Source organism: Lipingzhangella halophila (genome assembly GCF_014203805.1).
Lineage (GTDB): Bacteria > Actinomycetota > Actinomycetes > Streptosporangiales > Streptosporangiaceae > Lipingzhangella > Lipingzhangella halophila.
The window spans coordinates 3,518,344-3,537,794 of the sequence record NZ_JACHJT010000001.1 but is presented as its reverse complement, the minus strand read 5'-3'; the positions used below and the strand labels follow the sequence as shown (position 1 = coordinate 3,537,794).

Here is a 19,451-nt window from a genome sequence, read left to right as displayed (position 1 = left end):
CAGACGCGAGTGAGGGTGGGGTCACCGTGGCTCGGCCGAACCTGTTGGGCTGTCCGCGAGGCCGCGTACCTCTGCGGCGACGGTGTGCCACACCGGTGCCGGGATGTCGTGGCCGACGCCTGGCAGGGTGACCAGGCGCGCGCCGGGGATGCGGGAGGCGATCGCGCTGGCCGCGCTCGGCCGGATCAAGGGGTCGTCCCGGCCGTGCAGCACCAATGTGGGCACCGTGATCGTGCTGATCGCCGCGCCACGCCATTGGGCGCCGATCTGGCGGCTCTGGGCCTGTGTGTCGCGAGCGCCTGCGTCGGCGAGGCGTTCGGCCCTCGCGCGCGCCTCCCGCTCGTCAAAGGGGTAGGCGGGCGAAGCGCAGAACCGGTCGACGGCGAGGCTGGCCTGGATGGCGCCCTCCTTGGTGTTGGGGAACTTCATCCGGCTGAGCCGGGCGAGCGCGGGGAGGTGGATGTAGCGCAGGGTGCGCAGTCCTCCCACGTCTCCGGGGACCGCCGATATCGAGGTCAGCGTGCGGACACGGTCAGGGTGGCGAACCGCGACGCGTTGCGCCACGGCGCCACCGAGCGACACACCGACCAGGTGCGCCGACTCCCACCCGAGCCCGTCCAGCACGGCGGCGGCGTCGTCGGCCATGTCCTCGGCCGTGTACGCCTCACCGCGTCTGGCCAGCAGAGCGGCGACGGGCAAACGGGCCTTCGCGGCTGGCAGGTGCGTCGACTCGCCGGCATCGCGTTGGTCATAGCGGGCGACCGCGAAGCCGTACTCGGCCAGCGTCCGGCACAGCCCATCGGGCCACCACGCCCGGCTGACCCCCAGGCCCATGACGAGGAGGAGCGGCTCCCCGCCGCTCGTCCCGGCCAACGTGTCGAAGGCCAGCCGCACGTCCCCGTTCCGCGCCCAACGGGTGGGGCCCCACTCGTGTGTGTTCATGATTCCACCCTTCCTAATACTGCGATCAGCGTTCGCAATATTAGGATAAGGGGAGCGTCATGGCAGTGTGAAACGGGGGAATGGTGGCCGAGGAGCCGACGACCGTGTGGGACCGCCCCGAACGGGGGTCGCGCGGCCCCGCACCGGAGCGCAGCCGGCCCCAGATCACCGCCGCCGCGATCGAGCTGGCCGACGAGAACGGCCTCGCGGCGGTGTCCATGCGACGGGTGGCCAAGCGTTTGGGCACCGGTCCGGCCTCGCTGTACCGCTACGTCGCCACCCGCGACGACCTCCTCGCCCTCATGGCCGACGCCGCCGCTGGGGAGATCAACCTCGACGACCCGCTCAGCGGTGATCCTGTCGAGGATCTGGCCGCTCTTATGGGCCACGCGAAGCAGGTGCACCTGCGCCACCCCTGGCTGCTCGACATGTCCACCGAACCCACCATGGGTCCCTCAGGCATGGACTACCTGGAACACGCGCTGCGTGCGTTGGCACCAGCGTCGCTGCCCTACCCGGCCCAACTGGAGACCATCGGACTCCTGAACGGGTTGGTCACCCTGTTCGCCCGCACCGAGCTGCGCCGTCGGCAATCGCCCACCAATGTCCAGCTCGCACAGGCCTCCTACTTGGCCACAGCCGCGACCAAGGAGCGGCACCCCTTCATCGTGGCGGCGCTGGCGGACAGCCCTGGCACCGAAGCATCCCCGGACACGCACACCCTGTTCGAACGGATGGTGCGCCGGGTGCTCACCGGCCTCATCGAGACGCCCTAGCCGTACTCCCTGAGAGGTTGGTGACGTGGGTGGCGGGCGGGCTGCTGATCGCGGTGGAACCGGTGGTGATCCAGCGGTTCCAGCGGGACGTGACCATCGCCGATCACTCCCCCCCCGCACCCTGGTCGTCGGCGCTGGACCCGAAGTACCCCGCTCGACGCACCTTGCTATGCGCTGGGAGAAGTTCAACCTGCGGCCCCTCGATGACGGGCTGGAGGTTCGCATTCTGTGGGGTAGGGGCCGCCCCTTTGGACAGCATGCGAACGTGCGTCTGATGATCGTTGGGCCGCGCATTGTCCGGAAGAACCAGGACACCTCACAGGCCCATTCTCGGCTCTGCCGGTCGTGTGCCTTGTTCAGTTCTGCGGGCTCAGTCCCGCCACAGCCAGCCGGAACAGTCGGCCCGCTGCGGCGGCGGGATCGGGGTAGTGCTCCGTGGCCAGGACGATGCCCACGATCAAGGTGAGCAGGTCTGCGACAGTGACGCCTGTTGCGACCTTGCCGTCCTGTGCGGCGCGGCGCAGCAGTGGTTCCGCAGCTACTTCCAGCGCCGCCGAGCAGGTGTTTCCGCGCGCCGGGTCGGACTCCGCGTAGTCGTAGACCAGCGCGTCCGCCAGTTCTCGGGCGGAGACGCAGTAGGTGACAACGTCGCTCAGCCATTCCAGGAGCGCCTCGCGGCTGTCGCCTGTGCCGGTCAACTCGTGGGCGCGGACGCACAGGGCCTCGACCCGTTTTTGGGAGATCGCCTCCAGTAGTGCGCGGCGGGTGGGGAAGTGTCGGCGCACGGTCCCCGAACCCACCCCCGCGGTGCGGGCGATCTGTTCCAGGGAGGCACCGGTCCCATGGGCGGCGACCTCCTCCTCTGCCACGGCGAGGATGCGCGCGTAGTTGCGCCGGGCGTCGGCGCGCTGGCGGTCGGGCACGGCGTCACCTCAGAGATTTGCTAACTGGCGGACCCCGCCGTATCGTACTCGAACATAAACGGCGGACCCCGCCGTTTAATCTGGATGACGAGTACCCAAGGAGCAGCATGCCCACAGACTCCGCGTCCGTCCTGGTCACCGGCGCCACCGGCCGACAGGGCGGCGCCACCGCCCGCGCCCTGCTCGCGGCGGGCGTTCCCGTCCGCGCCCTGGTGCGCGACCCGGCCACCGACCGGGCCAAGGCCGTCGAGGCGCTCGGCGCCGAACTGGTCACCGGTGACCTTGCCGACCGCGATAGCGTGATCCGCGCCGCCGAGGGCGCCCGCGCCGTGTTCTCCGTGCAGACGCCCGCAATGACCGCGGACGGCTTCGACTTCGACGGGGAGGTGGCCCAAGGTGTCAACCTCATCGAGGGCGCGAGGGCCGCCGGGGTGGCTCAGTTCGTGCACACCTCCGTCACCGGCGCCGGACAGCACACAGAGGTTCCTGGCTGGGACGAAGACCGCTTTCCGGCGATGGCACGCACCCTCGGCGCCAAGACCACGGTTCAAGACCGGCTCCGTTCGGCCGGCTTTCCACACTGGACGCTCCTCAAGCCAGGCACGTTCATGGAGAACTTTCTGCCCTCCATGGCGTTCATGTTCCCGCACGGCGTCGAGGGCGGCCTGGTGAGCGTCGTGAAGCCCGAGACCCGGCTGTCGCTGATCGCGGTGGAGGACATCGGCAGGGCCGCCGCCGCAGTCGTCGCCGCGCCGGAGCGATTCGACGGAGTCGAGCTGGAGCTGGCGAGCGAGTACCTGTCGATGAGGGAGATCGCCGAGGTGCTCTCCCGCGCCCTTGACACACCGCTGTCCGCGCCGAATATGACCGAGCAGCAGGCCCTTGCCGCCGGAATGCCCACGATGGGCGCCTCACACGAGTGGCTGAACGTGGCCGGACAACCAGGCCGCCCGCAGTATGCGCGGGATCTCGGAATTCCGCTCACCAGCTTCGACGCCTGGGCGCACGAACATATGCGAATCAACGCCTAACAGGACCCTGGACTCGCTCAGTCTGGCAGGAAAGCCGTTCCTCCTGACTTCGACGCCACCCACTCGCCGCGAACATGGCCCTGATCCCCCAAGCGTCCATCTTCCTCGGCTACACGACTGCGGCGACCAGCGCCTACAGCAGCAACGCAGCGGTGGTGATCCAGTGGTTCCAACGGGAAGCAAGCACCGCCGGTCACTCCCCCGATCCCGCACGCCGACCCCACGCCCGAAGTACCCTTCCCGGCGCACCTTCGCGTGCGCCGGGAAGGAGTTCGACATGTGATCCCTCGGTCACGGGCTGGAAGTTCGCGTGCTGCCCTGGTGGGGCCACACCGATGACCAGGGATTTCCCTCTTCTCACCAGACGCGCCGGCGCTGGTCTTCGCCGCTGGTGACGTGTTCACCAACTTCGACGAGATCACCGGGGCGCGCCCCGGCCACGGCTACTTCTGCGGTGCGCGCGGCAGCGGCACCGGGACGGTGCCCGCGTACGAGGCGTTCTTCGAATACGACGGGGCCGACCACGTGCGCGCTGCGGTCTAGACGGTATGTAGGGAGGGCCCGTGTGAAGGCCGGACCCCCGGTCTTCGAGTAGACCCTCGAAACCGCTCGCGACCTGGCGGCCCGCGGCGCCACCGACGATGCGTGGATCGGCATCGCGAGGGCCTTGCCCGAGTGGTATCCGGTGTCGCCAAACCGGGTCGCCCCTGTGGTGCTGCTCACCAACCCCACGCTGCGCCCGGTAATCGACCATCGCCGGGCGCGCGAGGTGGTGTTCACCCCGCGTGGCGAGCGCGCACCCATCTGACGGCCGAAGTCTCCAGCGCGCTTCCGCGGATGCCGGCGGGAGTTCGGGCTCCTCCCGTCATGCCTCCTCGTCGAAGTGCGCGCGTGCGCGCTTCCCGGACCTCGGGTACCGGCCTCACTGGTGGGGGCCGGTACTGTCGTGGTGTCGGTCCGGTGGCGGTCCCCTCGCGCCGCCGGCTGGCAGCCAAGGAGCCCCAACCGAGGAGAGCAACGAGTTCATGTCCGCTGAGCTGAGCGATCTGATCGGGCGGCACGTCCGCGACATCCCGGACTTTCCGGAGCCCGGTGTGCTCTTCAAGGACATCACCCCGCTGCTCGATTCGCCTGACCTCTTCCGGTCCGTGGTGCTCGCGATGGCGGGCCGGTTCGCCGCGGCCGGGGTCGACCGGGTCGTGGGGTTGGAGGCGCGCGGTTTCCTGCTGGCCGCCCCGGTCGCGCTGGAGCTCGGCGCGGGCCTGGTCCCGGTCCGCAAAGAGGGGAAACTGCCCGCGAAGACGCTGAGCGAGTCGTATGATCTGGAGTACGGGACGGCGACGGTCGAGATGCACGCCGACGCCATCGCTCCCGGTGACCGTGTGCTCGTCATCGACGACGTGCTCGCGACCGGGGGTACCGCACGGGCCGCGATGGAGCTGGTCCGTAAGGCGGGTGGTACCGTCATTGGACTCTCGGTGCTGATGGAACTCACGTTCCTGCGGGGCCGCGAGAAGCTGTCCGATGTGGAGCTGCACGCCCTATCCGCGGTCTGAGCCCCGCCCCTGGGGCACCCGTAACCCGAACTCGCGGACGCACCGTACTCCGATCTCGCTGTCCAAACCAGTCCAAGGGGTACGTGTATCCACGGAATCTGGCCGCGCGGGCATAACTGAGCTGCAACGACGCGTTGGAACAAGTGAGCCGATCGCTCACGACGCAGCGTCCACCTTGAGGACCGGGTGGATGTCCCCGGCGCACCCCGCCGGGGCGAGCCGCGGGGAGGTAAGTCCATGCCACGGGAAGCGGTTTCGACCGGTGCGGTGCCCGAGCGTCCAGAGCAGTCGGCCCCTGATCCCGATTCGCGCGAGCCGGCGGTGGACGACCCCGAGGTAGGGCACACCGCCTCGGAGCGGGAAGAACACGGACAAGACGACCAGCAACGAAGACCACGTCCCCAAGGGGAGCCACACGAGGATGCGACGGATGCACGGGTTTCCCCTGGCGAGGCAGGCCAGGAACGTCCCGCGGACAGCGGGGCGACTCCACCGGGTAACGAGCCACGTGGTCCCGAAGCCCGTCCCGACCCCGGTCCGGAGAGCCCGCCGGGCCCATCCTCGACGGTGCGAGTACGTCGCCGCCTCGCCCGGCTCGGCGCCCAGCGGGGGGTGACCATGAATCCGGTACTCGAACCACTGATCAAGACCGTCCGGGCGACCCACCCGAAGGCCGACGTCCGGCTCATCGAACGCGCCTACGAGGTCGCCGCCCACCATCACCGCGACCAGAAGCGCAAGAGCGGTGACCCCTACATCACGCACCCCCTCGCCGTCACGACCATCCTGGCCGAGCTGGGGATGCAGGAGCCGACGCTGGCCGCCGCGCTGCTGCACGACACGGTGGAGGACACCAGCTACACGCTGGACCAGGTTCGAACCGACTTCAGCGACGAGATCGCCGAGCTCGTCGACGGCGTCACCAAGCTCGACAAGGTCAAGTACGGCGAGGCGACCCAGGCCGAGACCGTGCGCAAGATGGTCGTGGCGATGTCGCGCGACATCAAGGTCCTGGTCATCAAACTGTGCGACCGGCTGCACAACATGCGCACACTGCGCTACCTCCCGCAGGCCAAACGAGAGAAGAAGGCGCGCGAGACCCTGGAGATCTTCGCCCCGCTGGCGCACCGCCTGGGCATGAACACCATCAAGTGGGAGCTGGAGGACCTCGCGTTCGCCACGCTCTACCCCAAACGTTTCGACGAGATCGCCCGGCTGGTCTCCGAACGCGCGCCGCGCCGCGACGTCTACCTGCAGGACGTGATCGAGGCCGTCTCCGCCGACCTGCGCGAAGCCAAGATCAAGGCGACCGTGCGCGGCCGGCCCAAGCACTACTACTCGATCTACCAGAAGATGATCGCCCGCAACTGCGGCTTCGACGAGATCTACGACCTCGTCGCCGTCCGGGTGCTGGTCGACAGCGTGCGCGACTGTTACGCCGCCCTGGGCACCATCCACGCGCGGTGGAACCCGGTGCCGGGCCGGTTCAAGGACTACATCGCGATGCCGAAGTTCAACATGTACCAGTCGCTGCACACCACCGTCATCGGCCCGTCCGGAAACCCGGTGGAGCTGCAGATCCGCACCCGGGCGATGCACCGCCGGGCCGAGTACGGCATCGCCGCGCACTGGAAGTACAAGGAAGACCGGGTCAACGGCCCGAAGGAGAGCGGCGGCAAGTCCAAGGGCGCCGGTGACATGGCATGGCTGCGCCAGCTCATCGACTGGCAGCAGGAGACCAAGGACCCGGGGGAGTTCCTGGAGTCGCTGCGGTTCGACCTCTCCGTCCAGGAAGTCTTCGTCTTCACGCCGCAGGGCGACGTCATCTCGCTGCCGCAGGGCGCCACCACTGTCGACTTCGCCTATGCCGTGCACACCGAGGTGGGCCACCGCACCGTGGGCGCGCGCGTCAACGGCCGGCTGGTTCCGCTGGAGAGCGAACTGCACAACGGCGAGACCGTCGAGATCCTCACGTCGAAGGCGACCGACGCCGGCCCCAGCCGCGACTGGCTCAACTTCGTCAAGAGCGCGCGGGCCCGCAACAAGATCCGGCAGTGGTTCACCAAGGAGCGCCGCGAGGCGGCGATCGAGAAGGGCAAGGAAGCCCTCGCCCGCGTGATGCGCAAGCAGGAGCTGCCCATCAAGCGGCTCTTCAGCGGCGAGGCACTGCTCGCCCTCGCCCGCGACCTCCGGTACAACGACGTCGACGCGCTGTACGCGGCCGTCGGCGAAGGGCACATCGGCGCGCAGAACGTCGTGCAGAAACTGGTCGGCTCGCTCGGCGGGATCGAGAGCGCCGAGGAGGACATCGCCGAGTCGTCGCTGCCCACGCGCCAGCCGCCGCGCAACCGCCCTGCGGGCAACCCCGGTGTCGCGGTCGAGGGCGCCTCCGACGTCTGGGTGCGGCTGTCCAAGTGCTGCACACCGGTGCCCGGCGACTCCATCGTCGGCTTCGTCACCAGGGGGAACGGTGTCTCCGTGCACCGTGAGGACTGCGTGAACACCCGCTCTCTCGACGCCGAGCGTATGCTCCAGGTGGAGTGGCAGCCCACCGAGGACTCCATGTTCCTGGTCGCCCTGCAGGTCGAGGCGCTCGACCGGTCACGCCTGCTGTCCGACATCACGCGGGTGCTGAGTGACCAGCACGTCAACATCCTCTCGGCGACCGTGCAGACCAGCCGCGACCGGGTGGCGCTGAGCAGGTTCACCTTCGAGATGGCCGACCCCACCCACCTCGGCCACGTCCTCAAAGCCGTCCGCGGGGTCGACGGGGTCTACGACGTCTACCGGATGAAGAGTTGACGGCGTTGTGGGGTTGGTCCTGGCCGAAGATGCCCCCACAATGCTCCCATGAGGAAGTTCTCGCTCGACGCACTGGCGCGCAACCACCTGGAGCAGGCGGCCAACGCGTCCTCCGGCCGTAGCTCGACCACGGTCTTCGGCGGCCACGAGCATACGCTCCGGCACACGCTCATCGCGCTGACACGCGGAAACTCGCTCTCCGAACACCCCAACCCCGGCGAGTCGACCCTCGTCGTCGTCCGCGGCCGGGTGCGCCTGCTCGCCGGTGAGGACTCCTGGGAGGGGCGCACCGGCGACATGCTGATCATCCCCCAGGGGCAACACAGCCTGGAGGCGGTGGAGGACGCGGTGGTGCTCCTCAACGTGGCCATGGCGGGCCGGGCAACCGAGCCCGAGGCGGCCTCCTGACCGGGAGCCGGAACGCCCCGCCCGGGATACCGCTCCGGATCCCGGGCAGGGCGGCCCGCGCTCAGCTCATCTCGTTCAGCGCCCTCTCGGCCTCGTCGAGCCAGGAGCGCCGCGCGCCGATCGCCTCTTCGAACTCGCGGGCCTTGCGGTCGTTGCCGGCCGCGCGCGCCTGCTCCAGCTTGCGCTCCAGTTGGCTGATGGAGTCGCGCAACTGCGAGACCGTGTCGGCGGCCCGCGCCCGCGCTTCAGGGTTGCTGCGCTGCCACTCCTGGTCCTCGGCCTTGCGTACGGACTCCTCCAGCTTGCGGAAGGCACCTTCGAGCTGGTCGCGGGAGTCGCGCGGCAGCGGGCCGGCCTCCTCCCACTCCTCCTGGTAGCGGCGTAGCCGGGCCCGCGCTTCGCGTGGGTCGTTGACCTGCGGGATCTCCTCGCGGGCTTCCTTGAGGATGCGCTCCTTGGCCTCGGCGTTGCTGCGCAGCTCGGCGTCGCGCTCGGCGAACACCGCGTTGCGTGCCTGGAAGAAGCGGTCCTGCGCCGCCTTGAACCGCGCCCACAGCTTGTCCTCACTGGAGCGGTCGGCGCGGCCGGCGGCCTTCCACTGCTGCATCAGCTCGCGGTACCGGCCGGAGGTCGGGCCCCAGTCGGTGGAGTCGGACAGGGACTCGGCCTCGGCGATGATCTCTTCCTTCTGCTGCCGGATCTGCTCGCGCTGCTGGTCGAGCCCGGCGAAGTACGCCTTGCGGCGCTTGGAGAACGCGTTGCGGGCCGCGGACATACGCTTCCACAGCGCCTGCTCGGTGGGCCGGTCGGCGCGCGGCGCCGCCTTCCACTCGTCGATAAGGTGGCGCATGCGCTCGCCGCCGGACTTCCAGTGGGTGGTCTCCTCGGCGACACGCTCCGCTTCGGCGACGATGCGCTCCTTGACGTCGCGTGCCTCGTCGCGCGCCTGCTGCTGCGCCTGCTTCTGCTCGGCCTTGCGCTCCTCGGCACGCTCCGTGAGCGCGTCGAGCCGGCGAGAGAGGGCGTCGAGGTCCCCCACCACGTTGGCGTCGCGTACGGCCGAGCGCAGCTTCTCGATGCTGGCGAGCGCCTGCGTGGCGGAGAGGTCGGTGTTGGTGAGCCGCTTCTCCAGCAGCTCGACCTCGGTCACCAGTGCGTCGTACTTGCGGCGGAAGAACGCGAGGGCCTCCTCGGGGGCGCCGGCCTGCCACGAGCCGACGACACGCTCGCCCTCGCTCGTGCGCACGTAGACCGTGCCGTCGTCGTCTACGCGGCCCCAGGGGTCCGTGTTCACCGTGTCCTCCTGCGGTAACGAGCCTGGCACCGGTTGCCAGGTTCCGGTTGTCGTGACAGCGAATCCCGGCCGAACGGTGCACGTGCTGTGGGACCTGCCGTGACTAGTCACGATATCCATAACTCTGTGTCAGATATCGACGAATTGTGCCTGATGCCGTTTCGTTGTGCCTCCTCAGCGGGGCGATACGCCGGCCGTGGCCTCGGGAGCCAGACACGCCGCGCCCTCCCGGGCCGGCCCCGTTGCCGGGTGACCGATACGCGGGGACAACGACCAACATTCGACCGACGTAATGACGACCAATATGGCACTATCAGGACGTTTGGCAAAGACGTGCGCGGGTCGGGGTGACCGAATGGTGATCGGAGGAGCCGGAGGCGGCGTCCATCGCGACGCGTCTCGGCCGCGACGATACAGCGAGTAGTCGGACGCACCGGGCGGCGGCGCGACATCGATAGGCTCGGATCGGGGCATCCCGCGACCGGGCGCCCCACTGGGAACACGCCGACAACGAAACGAGGTCAGCGCGCACCGTGCTCATCACCGCCTTTCCCGCCGGACCGCTCGCCGCGAACTGCTACGTGGTCGCGCCGACCGCCGGCGCGGAGTGCGTCATCGTCGACCCGGGGCAGGAGGCGGCCGAAGGGATCGCCGAGCTCGTACGCAAGCACGATCTCACCCCCGCGGCGGTGCTGCTCACGCACGGCCACTTTGACCACGTGTGGTCCGCCGCCGAGGTGTGCGCGACCTACGATGTCCCGGTCCGGGTCCACGCCGACGACCGCGCGCTGCTCACCAACCCCGCCAAAGGGCTCGACCCCGGGTTGGCCGGGCAGCTCTCCGCGCTGCTCGGCGATGCCGAGATGGCGGAGCCGGCCCGGTTGGCCGAGCTCGCCGGCGGGGAGAAGCTGACCGATGCCGGGCTGGACCTCACCGTGGAACACGTACCCGGGCACACGCCGGGCTCGGTGGCCTACGCGCTGGCCAACGACACCGATGAGCCGGACGTCCTCTTCACCGGAGACCTGCTGTTCGCCGGTTCCATCGGCCGCACCGACTTTCCCGGCGGCGACCACCCGACCATCCTGCGCAGCCTCGAAGGGGTGTGCCGGAACCATCCCGACAACACCGTGGTGCTGTCCGGGCACGGATCGCAGACCACCGTGGGCCGCGAGCGTGCCAGCAACCCGTTCCTGCGGGACCTGCCGCAGCGCTAGAACCCCCGTGCCCGCCATCTGCGGTGCGCGGAGTCCGGTGGGTGGACCCGGTTTGGCGGTAGGATTCGGCTAGCCCGGTGGGTTTGACCGCCGCGTCCGCACACCTGGGGCACCGGCGGGGCTGTCCGGTCCCGTTAAGTCAGCCGCGTAGTTAGTGATACTTGGTAGCTCATGCATCGTTTTCGGACCCATACCTGTGGACAGCTCACGAGCGAGGACGTGGGGGCTGACGTCCGCCTGTCCGGGTGGGTGCACAACCGCCGCGATCTTGGCGGCCTGCTGTTCGTGGACCTGCGCGACCACTACGGGATAGTCCAGTTGCAGGCGCGTCCGGAGTCTCCGGTGTTCGAGGAGCTCACGCGACTGGCCAAGGAGACCGTGATCCGCGTCGACGGCACCGTCATCGCGCGCAGCCCCGAGAACGTCAATCCCGACCTGGCGACCGGGGAGGTCGAGATCGAGGCCCACGAGGTCGAGATCCTCGGCACCTGCGAGGAGCTGCCGTTCCCGGTTTTCCCCGAGGACTCGACCTCCGAGGAGCGCCGGCTCACCTACCGTTTCCTGGACCTGCGCCGCGAGCGCATGCACCGCAACGTCGTGCTGCGCTCGCAGGTGATCTCCGCGATCCGGCACAAGATGACATCGCTGGGGTTCAACGAGTTCCAGACACCCATCCTGACCAGCTCCAGCCCCGAGGGCGCCCGCGACTTCCTGGTGCCATCGCGGCTGCACCCGGGCAAGTTCTTCGCGCTCCCGCAGGCACCGCAGCAGTTCAAGCAGATGCTCATGGTGGCGGGCTTCGACCGCTACTTCCAGATCGCGCCGTGCTTCCGCGACGAGGACAGCCGCTCCGACCGGTCACCCGGCGAGTTCTACCAGCTCGACGTTGAGATGAGCTTCGTGGAACAGGACGAGCTCTTCGAGGTCATCGAGCAACTGATGACGGACGTGTTCACCGAGTTCGCCCCCGAGCGCGCGATCTCCTCGCCGTTCCCGCGTATCGCGTACCGCGACGCGCTCACCTGGTACGGCACGGACAAGCCCGACCTCCGCGTGCCGCTGCGGATGACCGACGTCACCGAGCTCTTCGAGAAGACCGACTTCAAGGCGTTCGCCGGTAAGCGGGTGCGGGCGCTGGCCGTTCCCGGTCTCGCCGAGATGCCGCGGTCGTTCTTCGACGGCCTTGGCGATCTCGCGACCGAGCTCGGGGCCAAGGGCCTCGCCTGGTTGAAGGTCTCGGATGACCGCGAGCTCAGCGGGCCGATCGCGAGGTTCGTCGGCGACATCGCCGAGGACCTGCTCACCGAAACCGGCGGTGACGCCGGCAGTGCGCTGTTCTTCTGCGCCAGCGAGGACCCCGACGAGATCAACCGGATCATGGCGCCACTGCGGGTGGAGATCGGTAAGCGCTCCGGCCGCTTCGAGGAGAACGCCTACCGGTTCTGCTGGATCGTGGACTTCCCGATGTACGAGTTCTCCGAGGAAACCGGCATCGAGTTCAGCCACAACCCGTTCTCCATGCCGCAAGGCGGGCTCAAGGCGCTGGAGAACGAGGATCCGCTGGACATCCTCGCCTGGCAGTACGACATCGTCTGCAACGGTGTCGAACTGTCTTCGGGCGCAATCCGGAACCACTCGCCCGAGATCATGTACAAGGCGTTCGACATTGCCGGTTACAGCAAGGCCGAAGTCGAGGCACGGTTCGGCGGGATGCTGCGCGCGTTGAAGTACGGGGCCCCGCCGCACGGTGGAATCGCACCGGGAGTCGACCGGATCGTCATGCTCCTCGCCGACGAGCCCAACATCCGCGAGACCATCGCGTTCCCGCTGAACCAGAACGCCGAGGACCTGATGATGGGAGCACCCGCGCCCGTCGCGAACCACCAGCTCGCCGACGTCCACATTGGCGTGGAGCTGCCCCCGGAGGACCGGAAGCGCCAATAGCGCGGGGAATCCGCAATGCCCACCGCAGGCCAACCCGCGCGCGAGAAACTCGGGGAACACCAAAGCTGTGCAAATACCAGCAAAAGGGAGTATCTCCCGTACTTCGTACCGTGGCGACGTCCCCTATCGTGGGGGTTGGTCTGCGAGGGGGAACACGGAATCCGTTACGCGCCGGTAACGATTCCCGTGAACGGTGTCCGGCGGAACCCGAAGATTCGGTTGGATTGCTCCCGATCTCATTGCCTTTCGCATGGCCAGTGGGAAAAGTCCGGTCTTTCCGGGGCCAGGGGTCGCATGCTCGGCGCGCGGCAGGGGACGACCCGGACGTAGCCCTTACCACCTGCGTATACGGGTATTTTGCCGATAAACTAGGCCGAATCGGGTGCTTACGGGGAGAGCCGTGTACGCGGAATGGGCACCCGGGACGACACAGGGATGATCGATACGTGAACGGCTCAACCGGCTCCACGGACGGCTTCGCCGGTTCCGCGGCACCTCCGAACGTCCCTCGGAGCGACACGGAGGCCCACATCACCGAGGATCGCGCTGGCGAGGCGTTTCGCCATGCGCCGACCGCGATGTTCGTCGCTGACCAGTCCGGCGGCATCCTCCTGGTCAACTCCGCGTTCGTCGACGTAACGGGACTGTCCTCGGCCGACGTGGCCGGGTTTCCCTGGCCGCGGCTGCTGGTCGAGGACGATACGGACCGCGGGTGGGAGGTGCACCGGAGGGCGCTCGCGGGCGGCCGCAGGAGGGGCGAGGGCCCCGTGGCCGTCGTCGCGGGTTCCGACCCGCGGCGGGTGATGGTCGACTGCTGCCCGCTGCCCGGGGGAAGCGATCGCGAGCCCACGGGGGTGATCGTGGCGCTGCGCACGGCGCCACGCGACGAGGAGACGCTGCGGGCCGTAAGCGAGTTGCGCACCGAGAGCGCCGACACCGCGCTATGGACGCTCAACCTGCGCACCGGCAGGCTGAGTGAGCTGTTCGGCCCCTCGCCTCTGGGCCAGCTGCTCGCCGGCGACGAAGCCACCCTGGAGGACTGCCTGTCGCGCGTGCACCGTGACGACGTCGCCCGGCTGCGTGACGCCATGGAGACCTCCTACCAGGGCCGCGACTACGAGCAGCAGTTCCGGATGTTCGACCTGGTCGGTGACGAGCGGTGGCTGTGGGCCCGCGCCCGCTACCTGCCGGGGGAGACCCCGCGGCTCGTCGGTTTCATCGACGACGTCACCGACCGCGTCCAGCTCGTCCGCCGGCTGGCCGACCGCCGCAGGATCGAGGCGGCCCAGGGCCGCCAGGTCACCGAGCTGGCCGCGAAACTCGTCTCCGCCACCACCGTCGACGAGGTCACCGGCCTCCTCGCCGAGGAGTTCGTGCCGATATTCGGCGGTACCAGCGCGACAGTAATGCTCGTCGAGGACAACGTTCTGTGCGCGGCCCCCTCGACGGTCGAGCGCACCGGCCTTACCGGGAAGATGGACGGCCACGACGCCACCGACGCCAGCTTCCCGATGGGCGCCGTCACCCAGGACCGCCAGCCGCGGTTCTTCGAGAGCCGAGCGGAGGTGCTGGAGCGGTTCCCCGCCGTGCACGAGCTGCTCCGCCACACGAGCGCACAGTCCTGGGCCATCGTTCCGATCTTCGGCGACCGCAGAGTCGCTCTCGGGGTCTGGCAGGTCGCCTGGGACCAACCGCACCACGCCGCCCCCGACGAGCGCGCCCTGATGCTCACCCTGGCCGGCCTGGCGGGCCAGGCGCTGCAACGAGTCAACCGCCAGCAGGCCGAGCTGGAGCTCGCCGACGCCATCCAGCGCCGCATGCTCCCGCCGCAGTTGCCCGACTTCGACGACATCACCATCGCCGCGCGCTACCTGCCGGCGCGGGCCGGATGGCGGGTGTGCGGCGACTTCTACGATGTCATCCGGCTTCCCGAGCGGCGGGTCGGCCTGCTCGTGGGCGATGTGCAGGGGCACGGTGTCGAGGCCGCGGCCGCCATGGGGCAGATCCGTATCGCGTTCCGGGCCTACGCGGCGAACCAGGCCGACCCTGGAGTGGTGCTGGCCGAGACCAACCGGCTGCTCACCGAGACCGGCGAGATCGTCTTCGCGACCTGCGGCTACCTCGTGCTCGACCTCGACTCCGGCGAGATGCACGCGGCGTGGGCCGGCCAGCCTCCGGTGCTCATCGCCACGACCGAAGGTTTCGGGACCTGGCAGCCCGAGACCGGTCCACCGGTCGGGGTCGACTCCAACAGCAAGTACCCGGTCACCACCCGCCTGCTGGCTCCCGACGAGAGCCTGCTCATGTGCTCCGACGGCCTCGTGGAGAGTTCCCGGGTGCACATGGACGACGGCCTGCAGCGCGTGGGCAGGGCGCTGCGTGCCATGGCCGCCGACGTCGACGCGGCCGCCACCTCGCTCGCCTCGCTGACTCCCGCGGGGCGCGGCGACGACATCGCGTTCCTGATCGCCCGGATGGTCTGAACCGGCGAACAGCCTGTGCTGATTATGGGGATTTCGTTCCTCCGTACCGCGTGGAGTTCCGTGGGTTTCCCGCCCGGCCCACGCAGGGTGGGCAATGGGGCCGCGCCGGGGGTGGGTTGCGGCAATGGGGCACCCGCGAGCGAAGCGAGAGGGGTGCCCCATTGCCGCGGAGCGGACGGTGCATCAATGCTGGGAGGCAAGCTGGCTCGCTCGCTTCGCCCCATTGCCGCGACCCTCAGGGTGAACATCCCCACCACCAACACCCCCCAGGGTGGGTTCCGCCCTTCACCAACACCCCTGGGGGCGGGGCATCGAACCGAACCGGGCGTCTTCTCTCCACCTCCCCACACTCCCCACAACACCGAAACCCGCGGGACCCGCCGGCGGGGTCCTAGGCCCCGACCCGTTCGGGGGCACCGAACCAGCGCTGAGCTGCGGCGCGGAGATCGGCCAGTTCCTCCGGGCTCGGGTGGGGCGACGACGAGGCCCAGGCGACGTAGGTGTCCGGGCGGAGCAGCAGGACGGTGGCGGCGGGCGCGGCGGATGCGGGGAGCGCGGGATGGACATCCACCCGTTCGGACTGGTCGGCGAGGGCCTCGGCGACGGCGCCGCTGCCGGTGAGGTCGAGGAGGAGTGGCCGGGCGGTACTGGTCAGTTCGGCGAGCCGCACCGGACCCGTGGGCGTGTACAGGTCCATGTCGGGAGCGCAGTGGCCGACCAGCGGGTGCGGGTCGGCCAGTCCCATGTCGTAGCGGAGGTCGGTGCCAGCGGTGAGGTCGGCTATGCGCTGGACACAGCTCCGGTCAGCGAGCAGCTCGCTGAACAGCTCGCGCAGCGCGGTGACATCGCTGCCCGGCGCGAGAAGGGCGGCCAGCGCCTGGGCGTACATGGTGACGCGTTCGGCGGCCGGTTGGCGTTCCGCGTCGTAGGTGTCGAGCAGCCCAGCGGGGGCGTCGCCGCGGATGCCGGCGGCAAGCTTCCAGCCGAGGTTGATCGCGTCCTGCATGCCGAGGTTGAGTCCCTGGCCCCCGGCGCTGTCCACGTGCGCGGCGTCGCCGAGGAGGAACACCCGCCCGTCGCGGAAGCGCTCCGCGCGCCGGTTGTTCCCGCCGACCAGCCGGCGCAGCGCATGCGGTCCCTCCCCGGGGGGCGGGCCGAGGTCAACGTCGACGCCGAGCACCCGGTGGACGCTCTCCCGCAGCTCGGTCAGGCTCATGGGCGCCTCTGGCGCGGGCTGGTCCCACTCCACGGTGGTAATGATGGGCGGTTGCCCGGGAAGGGGCGCGTAGGTGAACCCGCCGCGTTCGGTGCGCTGCCCCAGGAACGGCGGGACTGCCCCGTAACCGGGCACGGTCAGTCCGCCCGCCGTCGGGTCCACGAGCGTGTCGGGAACGGTTACCTGAGCGATCCTCGTCGTCGACCGGTCATAACTGATGCCGGGGAAGCCGATACCGGCCCGCTTGCGTGTCACGCTGTGCCCGCCATCGGCGCCAACGAGGTAGCGCGCGGAGATCCGGTACGTTCCGGTGGGCCCCGCGACCTCAGCGGTCGCGGTGTCGCCGTCCTGCTCCAGGGCGAGCATCTCGTGCCCCCACCGGAGGTCCGCGCCGAGCTCGGCCGCGCGGTCGGCGAGGATCCCGACGAGGCGCGGTTGCGGTACGGGCAGGACGGAGACCGGGTTCTCGTCGAGCTGGCTGAGGTCCAGGCCCATGCCGGCGAACATGAAGTAGGGAGCTGGCTCGGGCTGTTGCTGGCCGCCGGAGATGCGCTCGTACAGGCCGCGGCGGTCGACCATCGTCACGACCTGCCCGAGCAGGCCGTTCGCCTTGGGCTCGTTGCTGGGCGCCGGGAGCGTGTCCAGCACGACCGGCCGGATTCCGGCCAGGCCGAGCTCGCAGGCCAGCATGAGCCCGTTCGGCCCCGCTCCGACGATGAGGACGTCGGTTTCCATGGTGGGTGCTCCTTCGTTAGGGGACGGGCAGGCCGTCGGTGAGCTGGTGGAGGGCGTCGCGCAGGACCTGGCCGATTGGGCGGGGCCGTTCGGCCTGCAAGCAGTGGGCGATGGCGGCGCCTATAGCGGCGCCCAGGGCGGCGGCCGCCAGGTTGGGGTAGAGGTCGCTAGTGGGGTCGGTTCCGGTGCGCTCGGCGATCGCGGCAGTCAGCTCGGCCTCGGCGGTGGTGTACGCCTTGGTGAGCTCGCCCTGCAGAGCCGGTTCGGTAAGCATCAGGCGGACGCTGTCGGCCTGCGCCTGGTCGGGTGCCGAGCGGTCGAGGTCGCGCTCCGGGGCGAACTGCTGTTGTACAGCTGCGCCGGCGGCCTCCCACAGGGGCTCGGCCGGCGGCCGAGCGCGCAACTCGTCGGCGATCCGCCGCACGCGGTCGACATGCCGGGCCGCGACCGCCTCGGCCTTGCCGGAGAAGTAGTTGCGGAAGGTCCGGACGGAGACGTTTGCGGCCGCGGCGATGTCCTCCTCGGTCGCGCCGCTCCACCCGCGCTCGACGATCAGCCGGACCGCCGCCTGACTGAGTGCGTCCCGCGTCTCCTGCTTCTTGCGCTCACGCAGGCCCATGCGTGCGCGATCCTCTGCTGCCATGCGGCCATCGTAGCTTTCTTTTCCTATTCGGCAAGTTTTCTGGATGGGCAATTTTTTACAGTGCGGACGGCGGTGCGTACCGGAGCGACGCGTGGTATCCCGTGGCCGCTGGCGTCTAGGCTGGAAGACGTGTCCGAAACACTGTTCGATGAAGCCGGCGCCGAGGCCCAGCGCGGCCAGGAGCCTCTCGCCGTGCGTATGCGCCCGCGGACGCTCGACGAGGTCGCCGGCCAGCAGCACCTCCTCAGTGAGGGCAGCCCGCTGCGCCGGCTGGTCGAGGACGACGCTCCGATGTCACTGTTCCTGTGGGGGCCGCCAGGCACCGGAAAGACGACCCTGGCCTCCGTGGTCAGCCGGGCCACCAACCGGAGGTTCGTCGAGCTGTCCGCCGTCAGCGCCGGAGTCAAGGACGTCCGCGCCGTCATCGACGACGCGCGCCGGCGTATGGGGATGAACGGCGCGCGGACCCTGCTGTTCGTCGACGAGGTGCACCGGTTCAGCAAGACGCAGCAGGACGCCCTGCTGCCGGCCGTCGAGAACCGGTGGGTCAGCTTCATCGGCGCGACCACCGAGAACCCGTTCTTCTCCGTGGTGAGCCCGCTGCTGTCGCGCTCGCTGCTGCTCACCCTGGAGACCCTTGAGGACGACGGGATCCGCTCCGTGCTCGCCGAGGCGCTTACCGACGAGCGCGGCCTGAAAGGGCGCTACACCCTGGGTGAGGACGCCGAGGGACACGTCGTGCGGCTCGCTGGCGGCGACGCCCGGCGCGCACTGACCTACCTGGAGGCGGCCACCCTGGTGGCCGGCTCGCGCGCGGAGATCACGGTGGACGACGTCGAGCGGGCGGTCGACCGGCACGCCGTGCGCTACGACCGCTCGGGCGACCAGCACTACGACGTCATCAGCGCGTTCATCAAGAGCATGCGCGGCAGTGACCCCGACGCGGCGCTGCACTACCTCGCCCGGATGATCGAGGCGGGCGAGGACCCCCGGTTCGTCGCCCGCCGGATCGTGGTGCACGCCAGCGAGGACGTCGGCATGGCCGACCCAAGCGCCCTGCAGGTGGCGGTGGCCGCGGCCCAGGCCGTGGAGCTGATCGGGCTGCCCGAGGCGCGGATCAACCTGGCCCAGGCGGTCATCCACATCGCGCTCGCCCCGAAGTCCAACGCGGTCATCAGCGCGATCGACGCCGCCGCGGGCGATGTCCGGGCGGGTCGGGCCGGGCCGGTGCCCGCCCACCTGCGCGACGGCCACTACAAGGGGGCCGCCGACCTCGGGCACGGCGAGGGATACCGGTACGCCCACGACTACCCCGGTGGGGTCGCGCCGCAGCAGCACGCCCCCGACGCGATCGCCGGGCGCGAGTACTACCAGCCCACCACGCACGGGGCCGAACGCCGATACAGCGAGGTCTTGGAGCGCATCAAGGGCGTGTTGCGCGGCGGCTGACGGCCCGGCCGCCCCTGGGCACCAGCACTGGA

Annotated in this window: 16 protein-coding genes; 11 read left to right on the top strand and 5 right to left on the bottom strand. The window is 69.6% G+C overall.

Going from position 1 to position 19,451, the window contains the following annotated elements:
• Positions 1–21: 21 nt before the first annotated feature.
• The gene (locus tag F4561_RS16325; protein ID WP_184580023.1) at positions 22–942 is read right to left on the bottom strand and encodes an alpha/beta fold hydrolase; all 921 of its coding nucleotides are present in this window, start codon (positions 940–942) and stop codon (positions 22–24) included.
• Positions 943–1,046: 104 nt separating this feature from the next.
• On the opposite strand from F4561_RS16325, the gene F4561_RS16320 reads away from it, so the two are divergent.
• Positions 1,047–1,718 carry a TetR/AcrR family transcriptional regulator gene (locus tag F4561_RS16320; RefSeq protein ID WP_312885308.1) on the top strand — a complete coding sequence of 224 codons (672 nt, stop codon included), beginning with the start codon at positions 1,047–1,049 and terminating at the stop codon, positions 1,716–1,718.
• 356 nt (positions 1,719–2,074) lie between these two features.
• On the opposite strand, the gene F4561_RS16315 is transcribed toward F4561_RS16320, so the two are convergent.
• Complete coding sequence (locus F4561_RS16315; RefSeq protein WP_184580021.1) at positions 2,075–2,641, bottom strand: TetR/AcrR family transcriptional regulator; 567 nt, start codon at positions 2,639–2,641, stop codon at positions 2,075–2,077.
• Between the two features lie 107 nt (positions 2,642–2,748).
• Here F4561_RS16315 and F4561_RS16310 point away from each other — a divergent pair, with 107 nt between their 5' ends.
• The 6 genes from F4561_RS16310 (at position 2,749) to F4561_RS16285 (ending at position 8,438) form a co-directional block, all read left to right on the top strand.
• On the top strand, positions 2,749–3,672 hold the full coding sequence (locus F4561_RS16310) for an NmrA family NAD(P)-binding protein (RefSeq protein ID WP_184580019.1): 924 nt from the start codon (positions 2,749–2,751) through the stop codon (positions 3,670–3,672).
• Between the two features lie 396 nt (positions 3,673–4,068).
• Positions 4,069–4,215, top strand: coding sequence for a hypothetical protein (locus F4561_RS16305; protein WP_184580017.1), 147 nt, complete (start codon positions 4,069–4,071; stop codon positions 4,213–4,215).
• A 124-nt stretch (positions 4,216–4,339) separates the two neighbouring features.
• Positions 4,340–4,480: a hypothetical protein gene (locus F4561_RS16300; RefSeq protein ID WP_184580015.1), complete on the top strand. Its 141-nt coding sequence runs from the start codon at positions 4,340–4,342 to the stop codon at positions 4,478–4,480.
• A 217-nt stretch (positions 4,481–4,697) separates the two neighbouring features.
• Positions 4,698–5,228, top strand: a complete 531-nt coding sequence (locus F4561_RS16295; RefSeq protein ID WP_184580013.1) for an adenine phosphoribosyltransferase — start codon at positions 4,698–4,700, stop codon at positions 5,226–5,228.
• A 618-nt stretch (positions 5,229–5,846) separates the two neighbouring features.
• Positions 5,847–8,030 carry a RelA/SpoT family protein gene (locus F4561_RS16290; protein ID WP_184580011.1) on the top strand — a complete coding sequence of 728 codons (2,184 nt, stop codon included), beginning with the start codon at positions 5,847–5,849 and terminating at the stop codon, positions 8,028–8,030.
• 48 nt (positions 8,031–8,078) lie between these two features.
• Entirely contained in the window at positions 8,079–8,438 is a 360-nt protein-coding gene (locus tag F4561_RS16285; protein ID WP_184580009.1) for a cupin domain-containing protein, read from the top strand.
• Between the two features lie 61 nt (positions 8,439–8,499).
• Here the strand turns inward: F4561_RS16285 and F4561_RS16280 are convergent, their stop codons facing one another.
• Positions 8,500–9,732 (bottom strand): DUF349 domain-containing protein, encoded by a 1,233-nt coding sequence (locus F4561_RS16280; protein WP_184580008.1) that lies wholly within the window; start codon positions 9,730–9,732, stop codon positions 8,500–8,502.
• Positions 9,733–10,265: 533 nt separating this feature from the next.
• Here F4561_RS16280 and F4561_RS16275 point away from each other — a divergent pair.
• From F4561_RS16275 to F4561_RS16265, 3 genes are all read left to right on the top strand, one after another.
• On the top strand, positions 10,266–10,949 hold the full coding sequence (locus F4561_RS16275; RefSeq protein WP_184580006.1) for an MBL fold metallo-hydrolase: 684 nt from the start codon (positions 10,266–10,268) through the stop codon (positions 10,947–10,949).
• 171 nt (positions 10,950–11,120) lie between these two features.
• Positions 11,121–12,893, top strand: a complete 1,773-nt coding sequence (gene aspS, locus F4561_RS16270; RefSeq protein ID WP_184580004.1) for an aspartate--tRNA ligase — start codon at positions 11,121–11,123, stop codon at positions 12,891–12,893.
• Between the two features lie 446 nt (positions 12,894–13,339).
• Positions 13,340–15,376: a SpoIIE family protein phosphatase gene (locus tag F4561_RS16265; RefSeq protein WP_184580002.1), complete on the top strand. Its 2,037-nt coding sequence runs from the start codon at positions 13,340–13,342 to the stop codon at positions 15,374–15,376.
• 391 nt (positions 15,377–15,767) lie between these two features.
• Here the strand turns inward: F4561_RS16265 and F4561_RS16260 are convergent, their stop codons facing one another.
• Complete coding sequence (locus tag F4561_RS16260) at positions 15,768–17,327, bottom strand: FAD-dependent monooxygenase (RefSeq protein ID WP_184579999.1); 1,560 nt, start codon at positions 17,325–17,327, stop codon at positions 15,768–15,770.
• A gap of 16 nt (positions 17,328–17,343) precedes the next feature.
• On the bottom strand, positions 17,344–17,970 hold the full coding sequence (locus tag F4561_RS16255) for a TetR/AcrR family transcriptional regulator (protein WP_184579998.1): 627 nt from the start codon (positions 17,968–17,970) through the stop codon (positions 17,344–17,346).
• Between the two features lie 129 nt (positions 17,971–18,099).
• Here F4561_RS16255 and F4561_RS16250 point away from each other — a divergent pair, with 129 nt between their 5' ends.
• A complete protein-coding gene (locus F4561_RS16250; protein ID WP_184579996.1) occupies positions 18,100–19,419 on the top strand; it encodes a replication-associated recombination protein A in 1,320 nt (439 codons plus the stop codon).
• The last annotated feature ends 32 nt before the right edge of the window (positions 19,420–19,451 follow it).

Coding starts and splice junctions, on each gene's coding strand:
- F4561_RS16325 (WP_184580023.1), bottom strand. CDS start 942: ATGAACACACACGAGTGGGGCCCCACCCGTTGGGCGCGGAACGGGGAC.
- F4561_RS16310 (WP_184580019.1), top strand. CDS start 2,749: ATGCCCACAGACTCCGCGTCCGTCCTGGTCACCGGCGCCACCGGCCGA.
- F4561_RS16295 (WP_184580013.1), top strand. CDS start 4,698: ATGTCCGCTGAGCTGAGCGATCTGATCGGGCGGCACGTCCGCGACATC.
- F4561_RS16290 (WP_184580011.1), top strand. CDS start 5,847: ATGAATCCGGTACTCGAACCACTGATCAAGACCGTCCGGGCGACCCAC.
- F4561_RS16285 (WP_184580009.1), top strand. CDS start 8,079: ATGAGGAAGTTCTCGCTCGACGCACTGGCGCGCAACCACCTGGAGCAG.
- aspS (WP_184580004.1), top strand. CDS start 11,121: ATGCATCGTTTTCGGACCCATACCTGTGGACAGCTCACGAGCGAGGAC.
- F4561_RS16260 (WP_184579999.1), bottom strand. CDS start 17,327: ATGGAAACCGACGTCCTCATCGTCGGAGCGGGGCCGAACGGGCTCATG.
- F4561_RS16255 (WP_184579998.1), bottom strand. CDS start 17,970: ATGGCAGCAGAGGATCGCGCACGCATGGGCCTGCGTGAGCGCAAGAAG.